Source organism: Ramlibacter sp. bp-362 (assembly GCF_054956735.1).
Genome location: NZ_JBUDXE010000003.1, coordinates 274,317 through 290,957, shown reverse-complemented (window position 1 = coordinate 290,957; position 16,641 = coordinate 274,317). Strand labels below are relative to the sequence as shown.

General features: G+C 70.7%; 17 protein-coding genes. 7 read left to right on the top strand and 10 right to left on the bottom strand.

Going from position 1 to position 16,641, the window contains the following annotated elements; genetic code table 11:
* Nucleotides 1–11 precede the first annotated feature (11 nt).
* Genes ACY0MJ_RS05875 through ACY0MJ_RS05845 form a run of 7 tightly spaced genes read left to right on the top strand, consistent with a single transcriptional unit; the run spans nucleotide 12 to nucleotide 6,567 of the window.
* Nucleotides 12–1,232, top strand: coding sequence for an IscS subfamily cysteine desulfurase (locus tag ACY0MJ_RS05875; protein WP_462637394.1), 1,221 nt, complete (start codon nucleotides 12–14; stop codon nucleotides 1,230–1,232).
* A 25-nt stretch (nucleotides 1,233–1,257) separates the two neighbouring features.
* On the top strand, nucleotides 1,258–1,644 hold the full coding sequence (gene iscU, locus ACY0MJ_RS05870) for a Fe-S cluster assembly scaffold IscU (protein ID WP_462637393.1): 387 nt from the start codon (nucleotides 1,258–1,260) through the stop codon (nucleotides 1,642–1,644).
* Nucleotides 1,645–1,649: 5 nt separating this feature from the next.
* Complete coding sequence (iscA, locus tag ACY0MJ_RS05865; protein ID WP_462637392.1) at nucleotides 1,650–1,973, top strand: iron-sulfur cluster assembly protein IscA; 324 nt, start codon at nucleotides 1,650–1,652, stop codon at nucleotides 1,971–1,973.
* 2 nt (nucleotides 1,974–1,975) lie between these two features.
* On the top strand, nucleotides 1,976–2,494 hold the full coding sequence (gene hscB, locus ACY0MJ_RS05860; protein ID WP_462637391.1) for a Fe-S protein assembly co-chaperone HscB: 519 nt from the start codon (nucleotides 1,976–1,978) through the stop codon (nucleotides 2,492–2,494).
* 10 nt (nucleotides 2,495–2,504) lie between these two features.
* A complete protein-coding gene (gene hscA, locus ACY0MJ_RS05855; protein ID WP_462637390.1) occupies nucleotides 2,505–4,361 on the top strand; it encodes a Fe-S protein assembly chaperone HscA in 1,857 nt (618 codons plus the stop codon).
* A 5-nt stretch (nucleotides 4,362–4,366) separates the two neighbouring features.
* Complete coding sequence (fdx, locus tag ACY0MJ_RS05850; protein ID WP_462637389.1) at nucleotides 4,367–4,705, top strand: ISC system 2Fe-2S type ferredoxin; 339 nt, start codon at nucleotides 4,367–4,369, stop codon at nucleotides 4,703–4,705.
* A 32-nt stretch (nucleotides 4,706–4,737) separates the two neighbouring features.
* Nucleotides 4,738–6,567, top strand: a complete 1,830-nt coding sequence (locus ACY0MJ_RS05845) for an FAD-binding oxidoreductase (RefSeq protein ID WP_462637388.1) — start codon at nucleotides 4,738–4,740, stop codon at nucleotides 6,565–6,567.
* A gap of 63 nt (nucleotides 6,568–6,630) precedes the next feature.
* Here ACY0MJ_RS05845 and ACY0MJ_RS05840 read toward each other — a convergent pair whose 3' ends face one another.
* Genes ACY0MJ_RS05840 through ACY0MJ_RS05795 form a run of 10 tightly spaced genes read right to left on the bottom strand, consistent with a single transcriptional unit; the run spans nucleotide 6,631 to nucleotide 16,633 of the window.
* Nucleotides 6,631–7,488 carry an isocitrate lyase/PEP mutase family protein gene (locus ACY0MJ_RS05840; protein WP_462637387.1) on the bottom strand — a complete coding sequence of 286 codons (858 nt, stop codon included), beginning with the start codon at nucleotides 7,486–7,488 and terminating at the stop codon, nucleotides 6,631–6,633.
* Entirely contained in the window at nucleotides 7,485–8,843 is a 1,359-nt protein-coding gene (locus ACY0MJ_RS05835) for an FAD-dependent oxidoreductase (protein ID WP_462637386.1), read from the bottom strand. Before ACY0MJ_RS05835 ends, ACY0MJ_RS05840 begins: the two co-directional genes overlap by 4 nt.
* A gap of 4 nt (nucleotides 8,844–8,847) precedes the next feature.
* Nucleotides 8,848–10,323 carry a dihydroorotase gene (locus tag ACY0MJ_RS05830; protein WP_462637385.1) on the bottom strand — a complete coding sequence of 492 codons (1,476 nt, stop codon included), beginning with the start codon at nucleotides 10,321–10,323 and terminating at the stop codon, nucleotides 8,848–8,850.
* On the bottom strand, nucleotides 10,320–10,817 hold the full coding sequence (locus ACY0MJ_RS05825) for a LeuD/DmdB family oxidoreductase small subunit (RefSeq protein ID WP_462637384.1): 498 nt from the start codon (nucleotides 10,815–10,817) through the stop codon (nucleotides 10,320–10,322). Before ACY0MJ_RS05825 ends, ACY0MJ_RS05830 begins: the two co-directional genes overlap by 4 nt.
* The gene (locus ACY0MJ_RS05820; RefSeq protein ID WP_462637383.1) at nucleotides 10,814–12,070 is read right to left on the bottom strand and encodes a 3-isopropylmalate dehydratase large subunit; all 1,257 of its coding nucleotides are present in this window, start codon (nucleotides 12,068–12,070) and stop codon (nucleotides 10,814–10,816) included. The genes ACY0MJ_RS05825 and ACY0MJ_RS05820 overlap by 4 nt, the downstream gene beginning before the upstream one ends.
* Before the next feature lie 3 nt (nucleotides 12,071–12,073).
* Nucleotides 12,074–12,787, bottom strand: coding sequence for an ABC transporter ATP-binding protein (locus ACY0MJ_RS05815; protein WP_462637382.1), 714 nt, complete (start codon nucleotides 12,785–12,787; stop codon nucleotides 12,074–12,076).
* Entirely contained in the window at nucleotides 12,784–13,533 is a 750-nt protein-coding gene (locus tag ACY0MJ_RS05810; RefSeq protein WP_462637381.1) for an ABC transporter ATP-binding protein, read from the bottom strand. Before ACY0MJ_RS05810 ends, ACY0MJ_RS05815 begins: the two co-directional genes overlap by 4 nt.
* On the bottom strand, nucleotides 13,526–14,536 hold the full coding sequence (locus ACY0MJ_RS05805) for a branched-chain amino acid ABC transporter permease (protein ID WP_462637380.1): 1,011 nt from the start codon (nucleotides 14,534–14,536) through the stop codon (nucleotides 13,526–13,528). The genes ACY0MJ_RS05810 and ACY0MJ_RS05805 overlap by 8 nt, the downstream gene beginning before the upstream one ends.
* A complete protein-coding gene (locus ACY0MJ_RS05800) occupies nucleotides 14,533–15,402 on the bottom strand; it encodes a branched-chain amino acid ABC transporter permease (RefSeq protein ID WP_462637379.1) in 870 nt (289 codons plus the stop codon). Before ACY0MJ_RS05800 ends, ACY0MJ_RS05805 begins: the two co-directional genes overlap by 4 nt.
* 16 nt (nucleotides 15,403–15,418) lie before the next feature.
* A complete protein-coding gene (locus tag ACY0MJ_RS05795; protein WP_462637378.1) occupies nucleotides 15,419–16,633 on the bottom strand; it encodes an ABC transporter substrate-binding protein in 1,215 nt (404 codons plus the stop codon).
* Nucleotides 16,634–16,641: the final 8 nt, after the last annotated feature.

Sequence of the window (16,641 nt, the reverse complement as noted above, 5' to 3'; positions counted from 1 at the left end):
CCCCTACGACGATGGACATGACCCCGCATTTCCCGATCTACATGGACTACGGCGCGACGACGCCGGTCGACCCGCGCGTGGTCGACGCCATGATCCCCTGGTTGCGCGAACACTTCGGCAACCCCGCTTCCCGCAGCCACGCCTGGGGCTGGGAAGCGGAAGAGGCGGTGGAGAAGGCGCGCCAGCAGGTGGCCGACCTGATCGGGGCCGACCCGCGCGAGATCGTCTGGACCTCCGGTGCCACCGAGTCCGACAACCTCGCGCTCAAGGGCGCCGCGCACTTCTACAAGACGCGCGGCAAGCACCTGATCACGGTGAAGACCGAGCACAAGGCCGTGCTGGACACCATGCGCGAGCTGGAGCGCCAGGGCTTCGAGGTCACCTACCTCGACGTGCAGGAAGACGGCATGCTGGACCTGGAGCAGTTCAAGGCGGCCATCCGCCCGGACACCATCCTGGCCTCGGTCATGTTCGTGAACAACGAGATCGGCGTCATCCAGGACATCGCCGCCATCGGCGCGATCTGCCGCGAGAAGAACGTGATCTTCCACGTGGACGCGGCGCAGGCCACGGGCAAGGTCGAGATCGACGTGAAGAAACTGCCCGTCGACCTGATGAGCCTCGCTTCGCACAAGACGTACGGGCCCAAGGGCATCGGCGCGCTGTACGTGCGCCGCAAGCCGCGCGTGCGCCTGGAAGCGCAGATGCACGGCGGCGGCCACGAGCGCGGCATGCGTTCGGGCACGCTGCCCACGCACCAGATCGTGGGCATGGGCGAGGCCTTCCGGATCGCGAAGGAAGAGATGGCGAAGGATCTCGAGCACGCCCGCCGCCTGCAGAAGCGCCTGCTGGACGGCCTGAAGGACGTCGAGCAGGTCTTCATCAACGGCAACCTGGAGCACCGGGTGCCGCAGAACCTGAACATGAGCTTCAACTTCGTGGAAGGCGAGTCGCTGATCATGGGCATCAAGGGCCTGGCGGTGTCGTCCGGCTCGGCGTGCACCTCGGCCTCGCTGGAGCCCAGCTACGTGCTGCGCGCGCTCGGCCGCAGCGACGAGCTGGCGCACAGCAGCCTGCGCATGACCATCGGCCGCTTCACGACGGAAGAGGAAATCGACTACGCCGTCGCGACCATCAAGCAGAACGTCGCCAAGCTGCGCGAGCTGAGCCCGCTGTGGGAGATGTACCAGGACGGCATCGACCTGAACACGATCCAGTGGACCGCGCACTGACGCAGAGAGAACCAGGAGTACAGAAATGGCCTATTCGCAGAAAGTCGTCGAACACTACGAGAACCCGCGCAACGTCGGCTCCTTCGAGAAGGGGGACGCCAGCGTCGGCACCGGCATGGTGGGCGCGCCCGCCTGCGGCGACGTGATGAAGCTGCAGATCAAGGTGAACCCCAGCACCGGCGTCATCGAGGACGCGCGCTTCAAGACCTACGGCTGTGGCTCCGCCATCGCCTCCAGCTCGCTCGTCACCGAATGGGTGAAGGGCAAGACGCTGGACGAGGCGGCGTCGATCAAGAACGCGCAGATCGCCGAGGAACTGGCACTGCCGCCGGTGAAGATCCACTGCTCGATCCTGGCCGAGGACGCGATCAAGGCGGCCGTGGCCGACTACAAGCAGAAGCACGCGAACTGACGGCCATGGCAGTCTCCCTGACCGAAGCCGCCGCCCGCCACGTCAGCCGCTACATCGAACGCCGCGGCAAGGGCGTGGGCGTGCGCCTGGGCGTGAAGACCACGGGCTGCTCGGGCCTCGCGTACAAGCTGGAGTACGTGGACGAGGTCGCGCCGGAGGACGTCGTGTTCGAGCAGCACGGCGTCAAGCTGATGATCGACCCCAAGAGCCTGGCCTACATCGACGGCACGGAGCTCGACTTCGTGCGCGAGGGCCTGAACGAAGGCTTCAAGTTCAACAACCCGAACGAACGCGACCGCTGCGGTTGCGGCGAGAGTTTCCGCGTCTGAACTTGAAGCTGCAGCAAGACGATTTCGAGCTGTTCGGCCTGCCGCAGCGGTTCGCCCAGGAGCGCCCGGAGATCGACCGGCGGTGGAAGGACCTCCAGCGCGAGGCGCACCCCGACAAGTTCGCCTCGCAGGGCGCGGCCGCCCAGCGCGTGGCGCTGCAGTGGTCCGTGCGCATCAACGAGGCCTACCAGCGCCTGAAGGATCCGCTCAAGCGGGCCGCCTACCTCTGCGAGCTGCGCGGCGCGCCGATCGAGGCGCACAGCAACACGGCCATGCCCTCCGCCTTCCTGATGGAGCAGATGGAGTGGCGGGAGGCGCTCGACGAGGCCGGCGGCGAGGACGAACTCGACGAACTGGCTCAGCGCGTGCAATCGCGGCGGCGCGAGATGCTGGAGCGCATCGGGCAGCTGCTCGATCGCGACGGCGACGCCGCCGCGGCGGCCCGGCAGGTGAGAGCCCTCATGTTCATCGAGCGCTTTGCCGAGGACATCGAGTCGCGCCTCGCCCAGCTGGGACAATAGCGGGTTCACCATGTCCCTGCTGCAGATTTCCGAACCCGGCGCCTCGCCGGACCCGCACCAGCGCCGCATCGCGATCGGCATCGACCTGGGCACCACGCATTCGCTGGTCGCCGCGGTCCGCAACGGCGTGGCCGAATGCCTGCCCGACGCCGAAGGCCGCGTGCTGCTGCCCTCCGTCGTGCGCTACCTGGGCAAGGGCCGCCGCCAGATCGGCTACGACGCGCACGGCGCGCAATCCGAGGACGCCGAGAACACCATCGCCTCGGTCAAGCGCTTCATGGGCCGCGGCCTGGCCGACATCGCCGGCCGCGAGAAGCTGCCCTACCGCTTCGCCGAACACCCCGGCATGGTCACGCTGCACACGCGCGAGGGCGAGAAGTCGCCCGTGGAAGTCAGCGCCGAGATCCTGGCGACGCTGCGCCAGCGCGCCGAGGACACCTTCGACGCCGACCTCTACGGCGCCGTCATCACGGTGCCGGCCTACTTCGACGATGCGCAGCGGCAGGCCACCAAGGACGCCGCGCAGCTCGCGGGCCTGAACGTGCTGCGCCTGATCAACGAGCCCACGGCCGCGGCCATCGCCTACGGGCTGGACAACGGCAGCGAAGGCCTCTACGCCGTGTACGACCTGGGCGGCGGCACCTTCGACATCTCCATCCTGCGCCTGTCGCAGGGCGTGTTCGAGGTCGTCGCCACCGGCGGCGACTCGGCCCTGGGCGGCGACGACTATGACCGCTGCCTGGCCGACTGGCTGCTGCGCCAGGCCGGCCTGGAAGCGGTGACGCCCGGCGAGAAGGCGGCGATCCGCATGCTCGCGCGGCGCGTCAAAGAGCAGTTGTCGCAGCAGGACGTGGCGACGGCGGCCGTCGCCGTGGGTGGCCGTTCCGTGGACGTGCGCGTGGCACGCGAGGACTTCGACCGCGAGACGCGCGCGTTGACGGACCGCACGCTGGCTGCCGTGCGCAAGGCGCTGCGCGACGCGAAGCTGGCGCGCGACGAGGTCAAGGGCGTGGTGCTGGTGGGCGGTTCCACCCGCATGCCGCAGGTGCGCCAGGCCGTCGGCGAGTTCTTCGGCCGCGAACCGCTGACCAACCTGGACCCGGACGAAGTGGTGGCGCTGGGCGCCGCCGTGCAGGCCAACCAGCTGGCCGGCAACAACCCGAAGGGCGAGCTGCTGCTGCTGGACGTGATCCCGCTGTCGCTGGGCATCGAGACCATGGGCGGCCTGGTCGAGCGCATCGTGCCGCGCAACGAGACCATCCCGACCGCCAAGGCGCAGGACTTCACCACCTTCAAGGACGGCCAGACCGCGATGGCGATCCACGTGGTGCAGGGCGAACGCGACCTCGTGGCCGACTGCCGCAGCCTGGCGCGCTTCGAGCTGCGCGGCATCCCGCCGATGGCCGCGGGCGCCGCGCGCATCCGCGTCACCTTCACCGTCGATGCCGACGGCCTGCTGAGCGTGTCCGCGCGCGAGCAGGGCAGCGGCGTCGAGGCGCGCGTGGAAGTCAAGCCCTCCTACGGCCTCTCGGACGAACAGATCGCGCGCATGCTCCAGGACAGCTTCGCCACGGCCGAGGCCGACGTGAAGGCCCGCGCGCTGACCGAGGCGCGGGTGGAAGCCGAGCGCATGATCCTGGCGACCGAAAGCGCGCTGGCGGCCGACGGCGGATTGCTGGAGGCCGGCGAGCGGCAGGTGATCGACACGCTGGTGGCCGGCCTGCGCGCGACGGCGCAGGGCGACGATGCCGCCGCGATCGACGCGGCGGTGCAGGCGCTGGCCAAGGGCACGGAAGCCTTCGCCGCCCGCCGCATGAACGAGGGCATCCGCAAGGCCCTCGCCGGCAAGAACCTCGAGGCCCTCTGACACCCATGCCCCAGATCAAGATCCTGCCCCACCCCGAGTACTGCCCCGAGGGCGCGCAGGTGGAGGCGCCCGCCGGCACCTCGATCTGCGAGGCGCTGCTGGACAACGGCATCGCCATCGAGCACGCCTGCGACATGAGCTGCGCCTGCACGACCTGCCACGTGGTCGTGCGCGAGGGCTTCCCCTCGCTCAACGAGATGGACGAGAACGAGGAAGACCTCCTGGACCGCGCCTGGGGCCTGGAGCCCAACTCGCGCCTGTCCTGCCAGGCCATCCTGGCGCAGAAGGACCTGGTGGTGGAGATCCCGAAGTACTCCATCAACCACGCGAAGGAAAAGCACTGACGGGATGTGCGGGTCGGGCATCATCCGGGCCCATGGGGAAGCGCATCATCTCCGGCCCGTCGTCGCCCACCCGCCGCCGCCTGCTGCAAGCCGCGGCGGCCTGGCCGCTGGCCGCGCCTGCGGCTCCTGCCCCCTTCACCCGCGTGCGCCCCGGCGAACCCGGCTGGCCTTCCGCCGAAGCCTGGCAGCACTTGGCGTCGCAGGTGCAGGGCGCGCTGGTGTCCGTGCGCTCGCCGTGGAAGGCCTGCGCATCCGCGCCCGCCAGCGCCCAATGCGCGCATCTCTTCCAGCAAGCGAAGAACCCTTTCTTCCTCGGCGATGAAGCCGCGCTCACCCAGACCTTCGGCTGGGTCGATGCCTGGCAGTCCTCTCCCAGCGCGTACGCCGTGGCAGCCCGCAACACCGCCGACGTCGCCGCGGCCGTGCGCTTCGCCCGGGCGCACCGCTTGCGCCTGGTCGTGAAGGGCGGCGGCCACAGCTACCAGGGCACTTCCAACGCGCCGGATTCGCTGCTGGTGTGGACGCGGCAGATGAAGGACGTGACGCTGCACGACGCGTTCGTGCCGCAGGGCTGCGCGGGACAGGTGGCGCCTTCGCGCGCCGTGAGCCTGGGCGCTGGCGCGCTCTGGGTGCATGCCTACGATGCCGTCACCACGCGCGGCGGCGGTTACGTGCAGGGCGGCGGCTGCACGACGGTCGGGGTCGCGGGGCTGGTGCAGAGCGGCGGCTTCGGCAGCTTCTCCAAGCGCTTCGGCCTGGCGGCCGCAAGCCTGCTGGAGGCGGAGGTCGTCACCGCCGATGGCGTCGCGCGCATCGCCAACGCGTGCACGCATCCTGACCTGTTCTGGGGCCTGAAAGGTGGCGGTGGCGGCAGCCTGGGCGTGGTCACGCGGCTCACGCTGCGCGTGCATGCGCTGCCGGAGACCTTCGGGGCCGTCAACTTCAAGGTGCGCGCCGGTTCGCCGGCGGCCTTCCGCCGCCTGGTCGGCCTCGCGATGGACTTCTGCGCGCGCTCGCTGATGAACCCGCACTGGGGCGAGCAGATCCGCTTCTTCCCGGGCCACGTGCTGGAGGTCTCCATGGTGTTCCAGGGCCTGGACCGCGGGGAGGCGGTGCGCGTCTGGGAACCCTTCTTCGATGCGCTGGACCGCGCGCCGCAGGACTTCTCGGTCGACTTCAACCCATTCAGGATCGTGACGACCCCGGCCCGCACCTTCTGGTCGCCGACGCTCATGAAGAGGGCGCTCGGCTTCGTGCGGCGCGATGGCCGCGAAGGCGCGCCGGAAGGCAACTTCTTCTGGTCCGGTGACGAGGGGCAGGTGGGGCAGTACCTGCACGCGTTCCAGTCGACGTGGTTGCCGGCGTCGCTGCTGCAGGAGGGGCAGCGTTCGGCGCTGTGCGATGCGCTCGTGGCTGGCGCGGCCCACCGCGGCATCTCGCTGCACTTCAACAAGGGCCTGGCCGGGGCACCGGCGGACGCGATCGCGGCGGCGCGCGACACGGCGACGAACCCGGCCGTGCTGGACGCCTTCGCGCTCGCGATCAGCGCTGCGAACGAACAGCCGGCGTACCCGGGTGTCGCGGGGCACGAGCCGCATGTGGCGCAGGCGCGCCGCAATGCCCGTGCCGTGGCGGACGCGATGGCGCCGTTGCGCAGACTGGTGCCGGCGTACGGCTCCTATGTCTCGGAAAGCGACTACTTCGAGCGGGACTGGCAGCGGTCGTTCTGGGGTGCGAACTATCCGCGGCTGCTGGCGGTGAAGCGGAAGTACGACCCGGAAGGCATATTCTTCGTGCACCACGGCGTGGGAAGCGAAGACTGGAGCGCGGACGGATTCACAAGGTTGTCATCCCGGGCCTGACCCGGGATCCACGGTGGAGTGCCACTCACACCATGGATTGCGGCGCAAGGCAGCGGTGACAATTCATTTCTCGTAGCGCTTCCCCGCCGCGAGCAGGTCCGGCGTCCCGATCAAGCGATTGATCCCGTCGAAATCCAGCATCTCGGCCCGCAGCGCCGCCGTCGTCCCGTCGTTCTTCAGCGTCCCGTAGTAGCGCTGCAAGGTGTGCGCCACCGCGCGGGCCGTGCCTCCCGGGAAGATGACGATGCGAAACCCGAGCTCGCCCAGCGTCGCTACATCCAGCACCGGCGTCTTTCCGCCCTCCACCATGTTCGCCAGCAGCGGAACCCGCGACGCGAAGCGCTCGCAGGCCGCGCGCATCTGCTCGGGCGAGCGCAGCGCCTCGATGAAGAGCGCATCGACGCCGCATTCCAGGTAGCGCTCGGCCCGCTCGAGCGCCGCGTCCAGTCCTTCCACCGCCACCGCGTCCGTGCGCGCCAGCACCAGCGTCTCGTCGCTGCGCCGCGCGTCCAGCGCCGCGCGCAGCTTGCCGCACATCTCCGCCACCGGCACCACGGTCTTGCCGTCGAGGTGGCCGCAGCGCTTGGGAAAGCCCTGGTCCTCCAGCTGGATCATGGCGGCGCCGGCCCGCTCGAAATCGCGCACCGTGCGCTGCACGTTGAGTGCATTGCCGAAGCCCGTGTCGCCATCGACGATCACCGGCAGGCGCACGCGATCGGTGATGTGCGCCAGCGTCTGCGCGACCTCGGTCGCCGTCGTCAGGCCGACGTCCGAGCGCCCGAGCCGCGTGTAGGCGATCGACGCGCCCGACAGGTACAGCGCCTCGAAGCCGGCCTGTTCCGCGACCAGCGCGCTGAGCGCGTCGTACACGCCGGGCGCGAGCAACGGCTGCGGCCGCGCCAGCAGGGCCTTCAGGGTCATGTGAGCCTTTCCGGTGCGAGCTGCGCCACCGCCGTGCGCGCCGCGATCCATCCGCCGGCCACGGCGCTCAGCAGGCCGTTGCCGGAGAGGTAACCCCAGACCGCGTTGCCGCTGACGCCGCGGGCGGCGCCGCCCGCGGCGAGCAGGTTGGGGAAGAGCGAGCCGCCCGGCCGGCGCACGCGGCAGCGCGCATCGATATCGAGCCCGCCCTGGGTGTGGAACAGGGCGCCGGTCACGCGCACGGCGTGGAAGGGTGGGCCGAAGCGGGCGATCTCCGGGGCGAGGTCCTGCGGGGCGCAGCCGATGATGCCGGCCAGGCCGCCGCGATCGGCCGCCGTGCGCAGCGCGCCCGCCGCTTCCGCCGCCAGGAAGTCGGGAAACTCGCGCGCCAGCGCCAGCTGCGCGTCGCCGAACACGTTCCACGCGATGCCGCCCGGCTGCGCGAGCACTTCCACGGCCGCTTCCGAGTAGCCCTGCCTTTCGTCATGGAAGCGCCGCCCCTGCGCGTTCAGCTGCACGCCGCCTTCCATCATCACGGCCCAGGTCATCAGGGCGCCCTGCGGCAGCACCCAGGAGCCGTGGCCCTGGTAGCCGCCCAGGTCCGCCAGCGCCGCGCCCAGCTCACGGCCCCACAGGATCGCGCTGCCGTCGTTGCCCGCATGGCCGGCGAAGGTCGCTTCGCGCATCTGCGGCAGCAGCTCGCGCACGAGCGCCGCGTTGCCGCCGAAGCCGTTGCAGGCAAGCAGAAGCGTGTCGCAGGCCAGGCGCTCGATGCTGCCGTCCGGGCGCTCGTAGCCCACGCCCAGCACGCGGTCCTGCGCGTCGGCCCACAGTTCCACGACGCGCGCCGACACCAGCAGGTCCGCGCCCGCATGCGCGGCCGCGCGCTGCATGGCGGCCACCAGCGCGGCGCCGGTGCGCTCGCGCAGGCTGTGCATGCGGTGCACGCGATGGCCCGGATAGAGGAAGTTCGTCAGCACCTCGAAGCGCAGGCCGTGCTCGCCGAGCGCGTCGATGGCGGGCGCCACGGCTTCCGTGTAGGCGCGCACCAGGTGCGGCGCGGCCGTCGCCTTGCTCTTGCGTTCGATGTCCGCGGCGAACACCTCCACGCTGTCCGCGATGCCTTGCGCGGCCTGCACGCGCGTGCAGGCGGCGGGGATGAAGCCGGAGGAGAGCGCCGTCGATCCGCTGGGCGTCGCGTCGCGCTCCAGCAGCACGCAGTCCACGCCCGCGTCGCGCAGCGCGATCGCCGCCATGAGCCCGCAGGCGCCGGCGCCGACGATCGCCACCGGCACGTGCACGGCCGCGTCCAGGCGGTCGGCCCGGGCGATGCGGGGAGTGCTGGCCGCGGGCATGGCCTCAGGCGGTCGGACGGAACAGGTACTGGCCGCGCGGCTTGCCGATCACACCGCGGTCGTTGGCGTAGACCTGCTCGCCGCGCAGGTACGTCGCCTCCACCCGCGCCGACAGCTCCAGTCCTTCGAAGGGCGTGTAGCCCTGCGTGGAGGGCGACTCCGACGCGCGGATGGTCCAGGTCTTCGCCGGATCGACCAGGGCCAGGTCGGCGTCGTAGCCCTCGGCGATGTCGCCCTTGCGGTTGAGGCCGAAGCGCTGCGCGGGCGTCCAGCTGGTCACGCGCGCCATGTGGTTGTAGCCCATGCCGCGGCGCGTGCCTTCGCTCACCAGGGACGGAAGCAGGTACTCGGTGCCGCCGAAGCCGCTCTTGGCCATCCAGATGTTGCCGAAGTAGTGCCTGGGCACCTTCGTCTCGTGCCGGCAGCAGGCGTGGTCGGAGACGACCCAGTCGAGCTCGCCGGCCAGCAACGCGTCCCAGAGGTATTCCACGTCCTCGCGCGGCCGGATCGGCGGGTTCACCTTCGCCAGTTCGGCCGCCTTGGAGTTGATGTCCAGCATCAGGTGGCCGATGGTCACCTCGCGCTTGAAGTCGATGTGGGGGAAGACGTCGGCCATCATCAGCGCCGCCTGCACCGCCTTGCGCGAGCTCAGGTGCAGCAGGTTGATGTTGGGCAGCGCCGTCTCGTTGGCCAGGTAGCTCGCGATGAACACCGCCAGGCCTTCGGAATGCTGCGGCCGCGAGGCGCTGTAGGCCGCGAGGCCCGAGAGCGACTTGTCCTTCTCCACGATCTTCGTGTACGCCGTCATGATCTCGGCCGTCTCGCAGTGCAGCGACAGCGAGATCTGGTGCGCCCGTTCGGGGAAGCGCTCGCGCGCCGCCTGGATGCCGCGCATGATGAACTCGAAGTGCGCGTAGTCGTAGCGCTGGTCTTCGCCGATCATCAGGAACTGGCGCTGCGAGTCGCTGGCGCCGTGCAGGCCGTGCGAGCCGTAGAACATGAAGATCTTGAAGCTGGCGACGCCGTGCTTCTCGATCAGCATCGGGATCTCCTCGATGTGCTTCGCGTCCATGGGCGCCAGGTGGTAGCCGTAGTCCACGTGGAAGCGGTTCCTGCTGATCTCCAGCACCTCGGGATAGAAGTCGGCGTAGGGCCCTCCCTTGTTCAGGTAGTACTGGCCCGTGCGGAAGTAGTTCAGGCTGGAGGTGACCCCGCCCATGGCGGCCGCCTTGGACTCGCTCACCGCGTCCTCGGCCAGCGGTGAGTAGATGCCCGCGTGCATGTGGGCGTCGACCACGCCGGGGAAGGCGAGCAGGCCGCGGCCGTCCTGCACTTCCTTCGCCTCGGTCGGCGCGATGCCGGGCGCGATGCGCGCGAACTTGCCGTCGCGGATGGCGATGTCGCCTTCGTGCACGACGTTGCCGTGCGGGCGCACCACGCGCACGTTCTTGATCAGCAGGTCGTAGGCCGGAGCGTTCATGGGAGGGTCCTCGTCTGGAAGCGTCTTTGCAACTGCGGGAGCAGGCCGCCCGCCTCGACCATGTCGAGCAGGAAGCCGGGGATGGGTTCGGTCGCCAGCACCGCGCCGCCGGCGCGCGTGACGGTGCGGGCCTGGGCGTCGAAGGCGATGCGTTCGCCTTCCACGATCGCCTCGCAGCCGGGACAGGTGAGCAGCAGCAGGCCCAGGTTGAAGGCATTGCGGAAGAACAGGCCCGCGAAAGAGGGCGCGATCACGGCGGCCACGCCCAGGTGGCGCAGCGCCGCGGCCGCCTGCTCGCGCGAGGAGCCGATCCCGAAGTCGGGGCCGGCCACGATCACGTCGCCCGGCCGCACGCCCGCCGCGAAATCGGGCCGCAGGCCTTCCAGGCAGTGCTGCGCGATCACCTCGACGCCATGCTGCATCCAGGCGCCGGGCGCGAGCGCGTCGGTGTCGACTTCGGCGCCGAGGCGCCAGACGCGGTGCGTCGCGTTCATGCGAGCACCTCGCGCGGATCGGCGATGCGCCCGGCCAGCGCCGACGCGGCGACGGTGTAGGCGGAGGCCAGGTACACGCGCGTGCTGGGAGGGCCCATGCGGCCCTTGAAGTTGCGGGCCGTGCTGGAGATGACGGTCTCGTCGGCGGCGAGGCTGTCGCCGTAGCCGGCGCAGACGCCGCAGGCGCTGGGCAGCAACTGCGCGCCTGCCTCCTGCAGCACCTGCAGCGTGCCTTCGCCGATGGCGGCATCGCGGTCGGCGTGACTCGCCGGCGCGACCAGCAGGCGCACGCCGGGCGCGACCCGCTTGCCGCGCAGCACCTGCGCGGCGAAGCGCAGGTCCTCCAGCTTGGCGCCGGTGCAGGCACCGATGTAGGCGGCGTGGATGGCCGTGCCGCCGAAATCGGAGACCGGCGCGCCGTTGGCGGGGCTGAAGGGCGCGGCGACCTGCGGCGCGAGCGTCGTCGCGTCGAAGCCGTGTTCCTCGTCGGCGCTGCCCGGGTCCGAGTGCCAGGGCGCGATCTCCACGTCCGGCGCGCCGTGCGCGGCCAGCCACTCGCGCGTGACCTCGTCCGGCGCGACCAGGCCGACCTGCGCGCCGAGCTCCGCGCTCATGTTCGACAGCGTCATGCGCTCGTGCATGGGCAGGGCCCGAACCGCTTCGCCGGCGAACTCCACCGCCTGCCAGGCGCCGCCGTTCATGCCGAAGCGCGCGATCAGCGCCAGCATCATGTCCTTGGCCGCCACCCCGGGCGCGAGGCGTCCGTCCCAGCGCATGCGGATCGTGCGCGGCACCTGCACCCAGATCTCCCCGGTCGCCACCACGCCCAGCATCTCGGTGCTGCCGACGCCGAACATGTAGGCACCGAAGGCGCCGCCCGTGGGCGAGTGCGAGTCGCCGCCGACGCAGAACATGCCGGGCCGGATGTGCCCGTGCTGCGGCACGACCACGTGGCAGATGCCCACGGAGTCGTACACGTGCGGCAGCTGCTGGTCGCGCGCCCAGTCGCGGGCGATGCGCACGATGCGGCGCGCGTCCTCGCTGCGCTCGGGAACGTAGTGGTCCATCACCAGCACGACGCGCGACTTGTCCCAGATGGGGGCGCCCAGCTGCTCCAGCATGGGCTTCAGCCGGCGCGGGCCCGAGGAGTCGTGGAACATCGCCAGGTCGGCGCGGCAGGTCACGATCTCGCCGGTGCGGACGCTTTCGCGGCCGGCGGCGCGGGCGATCAGCTTCTGCGCGAGCGTGGGCATCGTTCAGACCCCCAGATACGCCTGCCGCAGGCGGTCGGTCGCCAGCAGCTCGGCGCTGCTGCCGGAGAACTGGATCGCGCCGTTCTCCATCACGTAGGCGCGCTGCGCGATCTCCAGCGACTGCGCGACGTTCTGCTCCACCAGCAGGATGCCCAGGCCTTGCGCGTGCAGCCGCCCGACCAGGCCGAACAAGTCCTCCACCAGCAGCGGCGACAGCCCCAGCGACGGCTCGTCCAGCACCAGCAGGCGCGGCTCGCCCATCAGCCCGCGGCCGATGGCCAGCATCTGCTGCTCGCCGCCGCTCATGGTGCCGGCGAGCTGGGCGCTGCGCTCCTTCAGGCGCGGGAAGAGCTCGTATACGCGCTCCAGGTTGGCGGCGCGCCTCGCGCGGGCTCGTGCGAAGGAGCCGAGCTCCAGGTTCTCCAGCACGGAAAGGTTGGGAAAGATGCGCCGGCCCTCCGGCACGTGGATCAGGCCCAGGCCGACCACGTCGCGGTAGTGCGCCCGCGTGATGTCCTGGCCGTCGAAGCGGATCGCTCCGGCCCGGGCGGCGAGCAGGGCGCTCACGGTGTGGTTGAAGGTGGTCTTGCCGGCGCCGTTGCTCCCCAGCAGGGCGACGATCTCGCCCGGCCCCACCTCGAGGTCGATGCCGCGCAGCACCTCGACGGGCCCGTAGCCGCTGCGCAGGCCGCGTACGGAAAGCAGCGCCTCGCTCATGCGGCGGCTCCGGCGAGGCGCCGCGCCGTGCCGCGCCCGAGGTAGGCCTCGATCACGCGCGCGTCGCGCGTCACCTCGGCCGGCGTGCCGGCGGCGATCAGCTGGCCCTGCGCCAGCACCCACACGTGCGCCGCGAGGTGCATCACCGCCTGCATCACGTGCTCGATCATCAGCACCGTCACGCCGGTGCCGGCGATCTCGCGCACGACGGGCAGCATCTCCGCCACCTCCTGCGGATTGAGGCCCGCGAGCACCTCGTCCAGCAGCAGCAGGCGCGGACGCGTCGCCAGGGCCCGCGCGAGCTCCAGCCGCTTGCGCCCGGCCACCGTCAGCTCGCCGGCGGGGCGGTCGAGTTGCGGCGCGAGGCCGACACGCTGCGCGACCGCCGCCGCCTGCTGCAGCGCCTCGGCGCGGCCCGCGCAGTGCAGGTGGGCGCCCGCCGCGATGTTCTCGCGCACGCTCTGTGCCGCGAAGGGCTGCACGACCTGGAAGGTGCGCGCCATGCCGTCGCGCGCATTGAGGTGCGGCGGCCGGCCGGTGATCTCGCGGCCGTCCAGTTCGATGCGGCCGGCGTCGGGCACGATGAAGCCCGAGGCCAGCGCGAACAGCGTCGTCTTGCCGGCGCCGTTGGGCCCGATCAGCGCGCTGATGCTGCCGGCCGGCACGTCCAGCGAGACGTCGCGCACGGCGGCCAGGCCGCCGAAGGACTTGCGGACGCCCTGCAGCCGCAGCAGCGGGCTAGCCATGGACGCGCTCCTCGCGCGGCTCGGCCGGCGGCGCGACGGCGCCCTGGCGTGACCACAGCCCGCGCACCGACTGGCCGATGCCCAGGATGCCGCGCGGCGCGAACATCACGATGGCGATCAGCACGACGCCGTAGATGATCATGTTGATGCCGGGCAGCTCGCCGAACAGGTTGCGCGTGAAGTCCGCCAGGAGGTGCAGCACCAGCGCGCCCAGCACCGGGCCCCACAGCGTGCCGAGGCCGCCGACGATCGCCGCCACCAGCGCCTCGATGGAGGTGTGCGGGCCGTAGGCGATGCCCGGGTCGATGTACTGGAACACCTGCAGGTAGAAGGCCCCGGCCGCGCCCATGAGCGCGCCCGACAGGCCGATCGCGCCCAGCTTCACGCGCAGCGGGTCGACGCCGATCGCCCGCGCCGCATCCTCGTTGTCGCGCACGGCCTGCAGCCAGGCGCCGAAGCGCGAGTGCCGCAGCCACGTCGTGGCGAGCAGGCCCAGCACGACCAGCGCCAGCATCAGCAGGACGAAGCCGTTGCGTTGCGTGAACTGCATCTGGGCCGCGCCGGCGCGCAGCGGCAGCATCAGGCCGACGCCCGCGCCGGTGAAGGGCACCGACAGCGCCACGATGCGGAACACCTCCGCGAAGGCCAGCGTCACCAGCGCGAAGTAGGAGCCGCGCAGGCCGTAGCGGAAGGAGAGCGCCCCGAAGAACAGGCCCACCAGCGCCGCCGCCGCGATCGCGAGAGGCAGCGCGATCCAGGCGTTCAGGCCGCCCTGCACCTGCGCGATGACCTGCACGTAGGCCCCGGTCCCGAAGAAGAGGGCATGGCCGAAGGAGAACTGCCCGCCGTAGCCACCCAGCACGTTCCAGGCCTGCGCCATCAGGCAGCCGTAGAGCGCCATCATCGTGAAGTTCAGGACCACGCCCGATCGCGTCGTGAACGCGAGCACGAGCACGGCCAGCGCGAACACGGCCACCTGCAGCAGGTCGCGGCGCGGCGTCATGTGCGCGCCCCGAACAGGCCCTGCGGCCGGAACAGCAGCACCGCGATGAACAGCAGGAAGATCCCGACCTGGCCGAGCGACTCGCCGAACCACAGCCCGCCGAGCGACTCCACCACGCCGATCAGCAGCCCGCCCAGAAGCGCGCCCGCGAAGCTGCCCATGCCGCCCAGCACCACGATGGTGAACGCTACCAGCACGAAGCCGTTGCCGACCTGCGGGTTGACGTAGTAGGCCGGCAGCAGGAAGCAGGCGGCCGCGCCGAGCGAGGCCAGGCCGATGCCGAAGCTCATGGCATACACGTGGTCGACGTCGATCCCGACCAGGCGTGCGCCCTGCTTCTCGCGGGCGACGGCGCGGATCGCGCGTCCCAGGTCGGTGCGGCGCACGATCCACAGCAGGAGGCCCGCCGAGACCAGGGCACCGAAGAAGGCGACGATCTTGGGCACCGAGATCATGGCCGGCCCGATGGCCACCGTCGCCAGCGTGTAGGGCGTGTCGATGGTGCGCGTGTCGGAGTGGAAGGCGAGCAGCGCCACGTTCTCCAGGACGATCGCCAGCCCCAGCGTGACGAGCAGGATGTTCTCGTCCTTGCCGTGGCTCGCGCGGTTGATCACGCCGCGCTGGATCGCGTAGCCGGCCACGAACATCACCGCCACCATGGGGACCAGCGCCAGGTAGGGGTCGATGCCCAGCTTCTTGAGGAAGTACACGCCGTACAGCGCCATCATCAGCGCCGCGCCGTGCGCGAAGTTGATGATGTGCAGCACCCCGTAGATCAGCGTCAGGCCCAGCGCCACCAGCGCGTACACCGCGCCGGTGGTCAGGCCGTTCAGGACCGCCGGGAACAGGATGCCGAATTCGAACACGGCGTGCGCCCGCGCTTCAGGCCTTCAGCGGGAAGACCGGCTCCGCCTGGCGGTACTCGCGCGGGATGATCACCTTGATGTCCTTGTCCAGCACCTGCGTCATGAGCGGCTGCGCGCCCTGGTTCTGGCCGTTCACGAACTTCGTCGGGCCGTAGGGCAGGAAGTGGTCGGAGAAGGTGCTGGTTTCCAGCGCGTTGATGATGGCCGCGCGGTCGCTGGACTTCGCCCGCTCCAGCGCATCGGCGAGCAGCTTGACCGCCGTGTAGGTGAGGAAGACCTCGTAGCTGTAGAAGCGGTCCTTGGCCTCGGTGCGCTTCTTCAGCTCGAAGCTGCGCTTGTCCTTGGGGTTGAACCAGTGGTTGCAGTCGATGATGCCGTTGGCGGCGTCCGGGAATTCCTTGACGAACTTGTAGCTGGAGGCGGCCCCGCCCAGCACGGAGAAGATCGCCTTGGGCCGCACGCGCTGCTGCTGCATGGTGCGCACGAGCAGGGCGTACTCGTTGTAGTAGTTGGCCGGGATGACGATGTCGGGGTTGACCGCCTTCATCCGCAGCACGATGTTGTTGAAGTCGCGCGTCGGGTTGGCGTGCTTGATGATCTCCTTGACCTCGTAGCCGTAGCCCGGGAGCTCGCGCGCCAGCAGGTTGGCCGTGCCGGTGCCGAAGAGCGACTCCTCGTGCACGATCATCACCGTGCGCGCCGGCTTGCCGGCCGCGGTGTTCAGCACGGCGAGGTTGGCCAGCGCGATCTCGGTGCACTTCTTGTAGCCGGGGGCGAAGCGGAAGGTGTTCTTCAGCCCGCGCTCCACGATCTGGTCGGCCACGCCCACGTCGACGACGTGCGGCAGGTTGTACTTGGCCGCGGCCTGCGTCGTGGCCAGGCAGATCGCCGAGGCATAGGCGCCGACGACGGCGCTCACGCCCGCCTCGTTCATCTTCTCGATTTCCGCGGTGCCGGCGGCCGGCGTGGACTGCGCGTCCCCGAGCAGCGCGTCGATCTTCGCGCCGCCGAGCGAGCGGATGCCGCCCGCCTTGTTGATGTCGTCGATCGCCATGAGCGCGCCTTCGCGGCACTGCTGGCCGGAGTAGGCGAGGGCGCCGGTCACCGGATGCAGCACGCCGATGCGCACGGAGCGCGGCTGCGCGCCGCCCACGAGGGGGAAGGCCAGCGCCGAGGCGGCGGCGCCGGCGCCCGCCAGGATGCGGCGGCGGCTGGGAAGGGATGCACTCATGGTCGTTC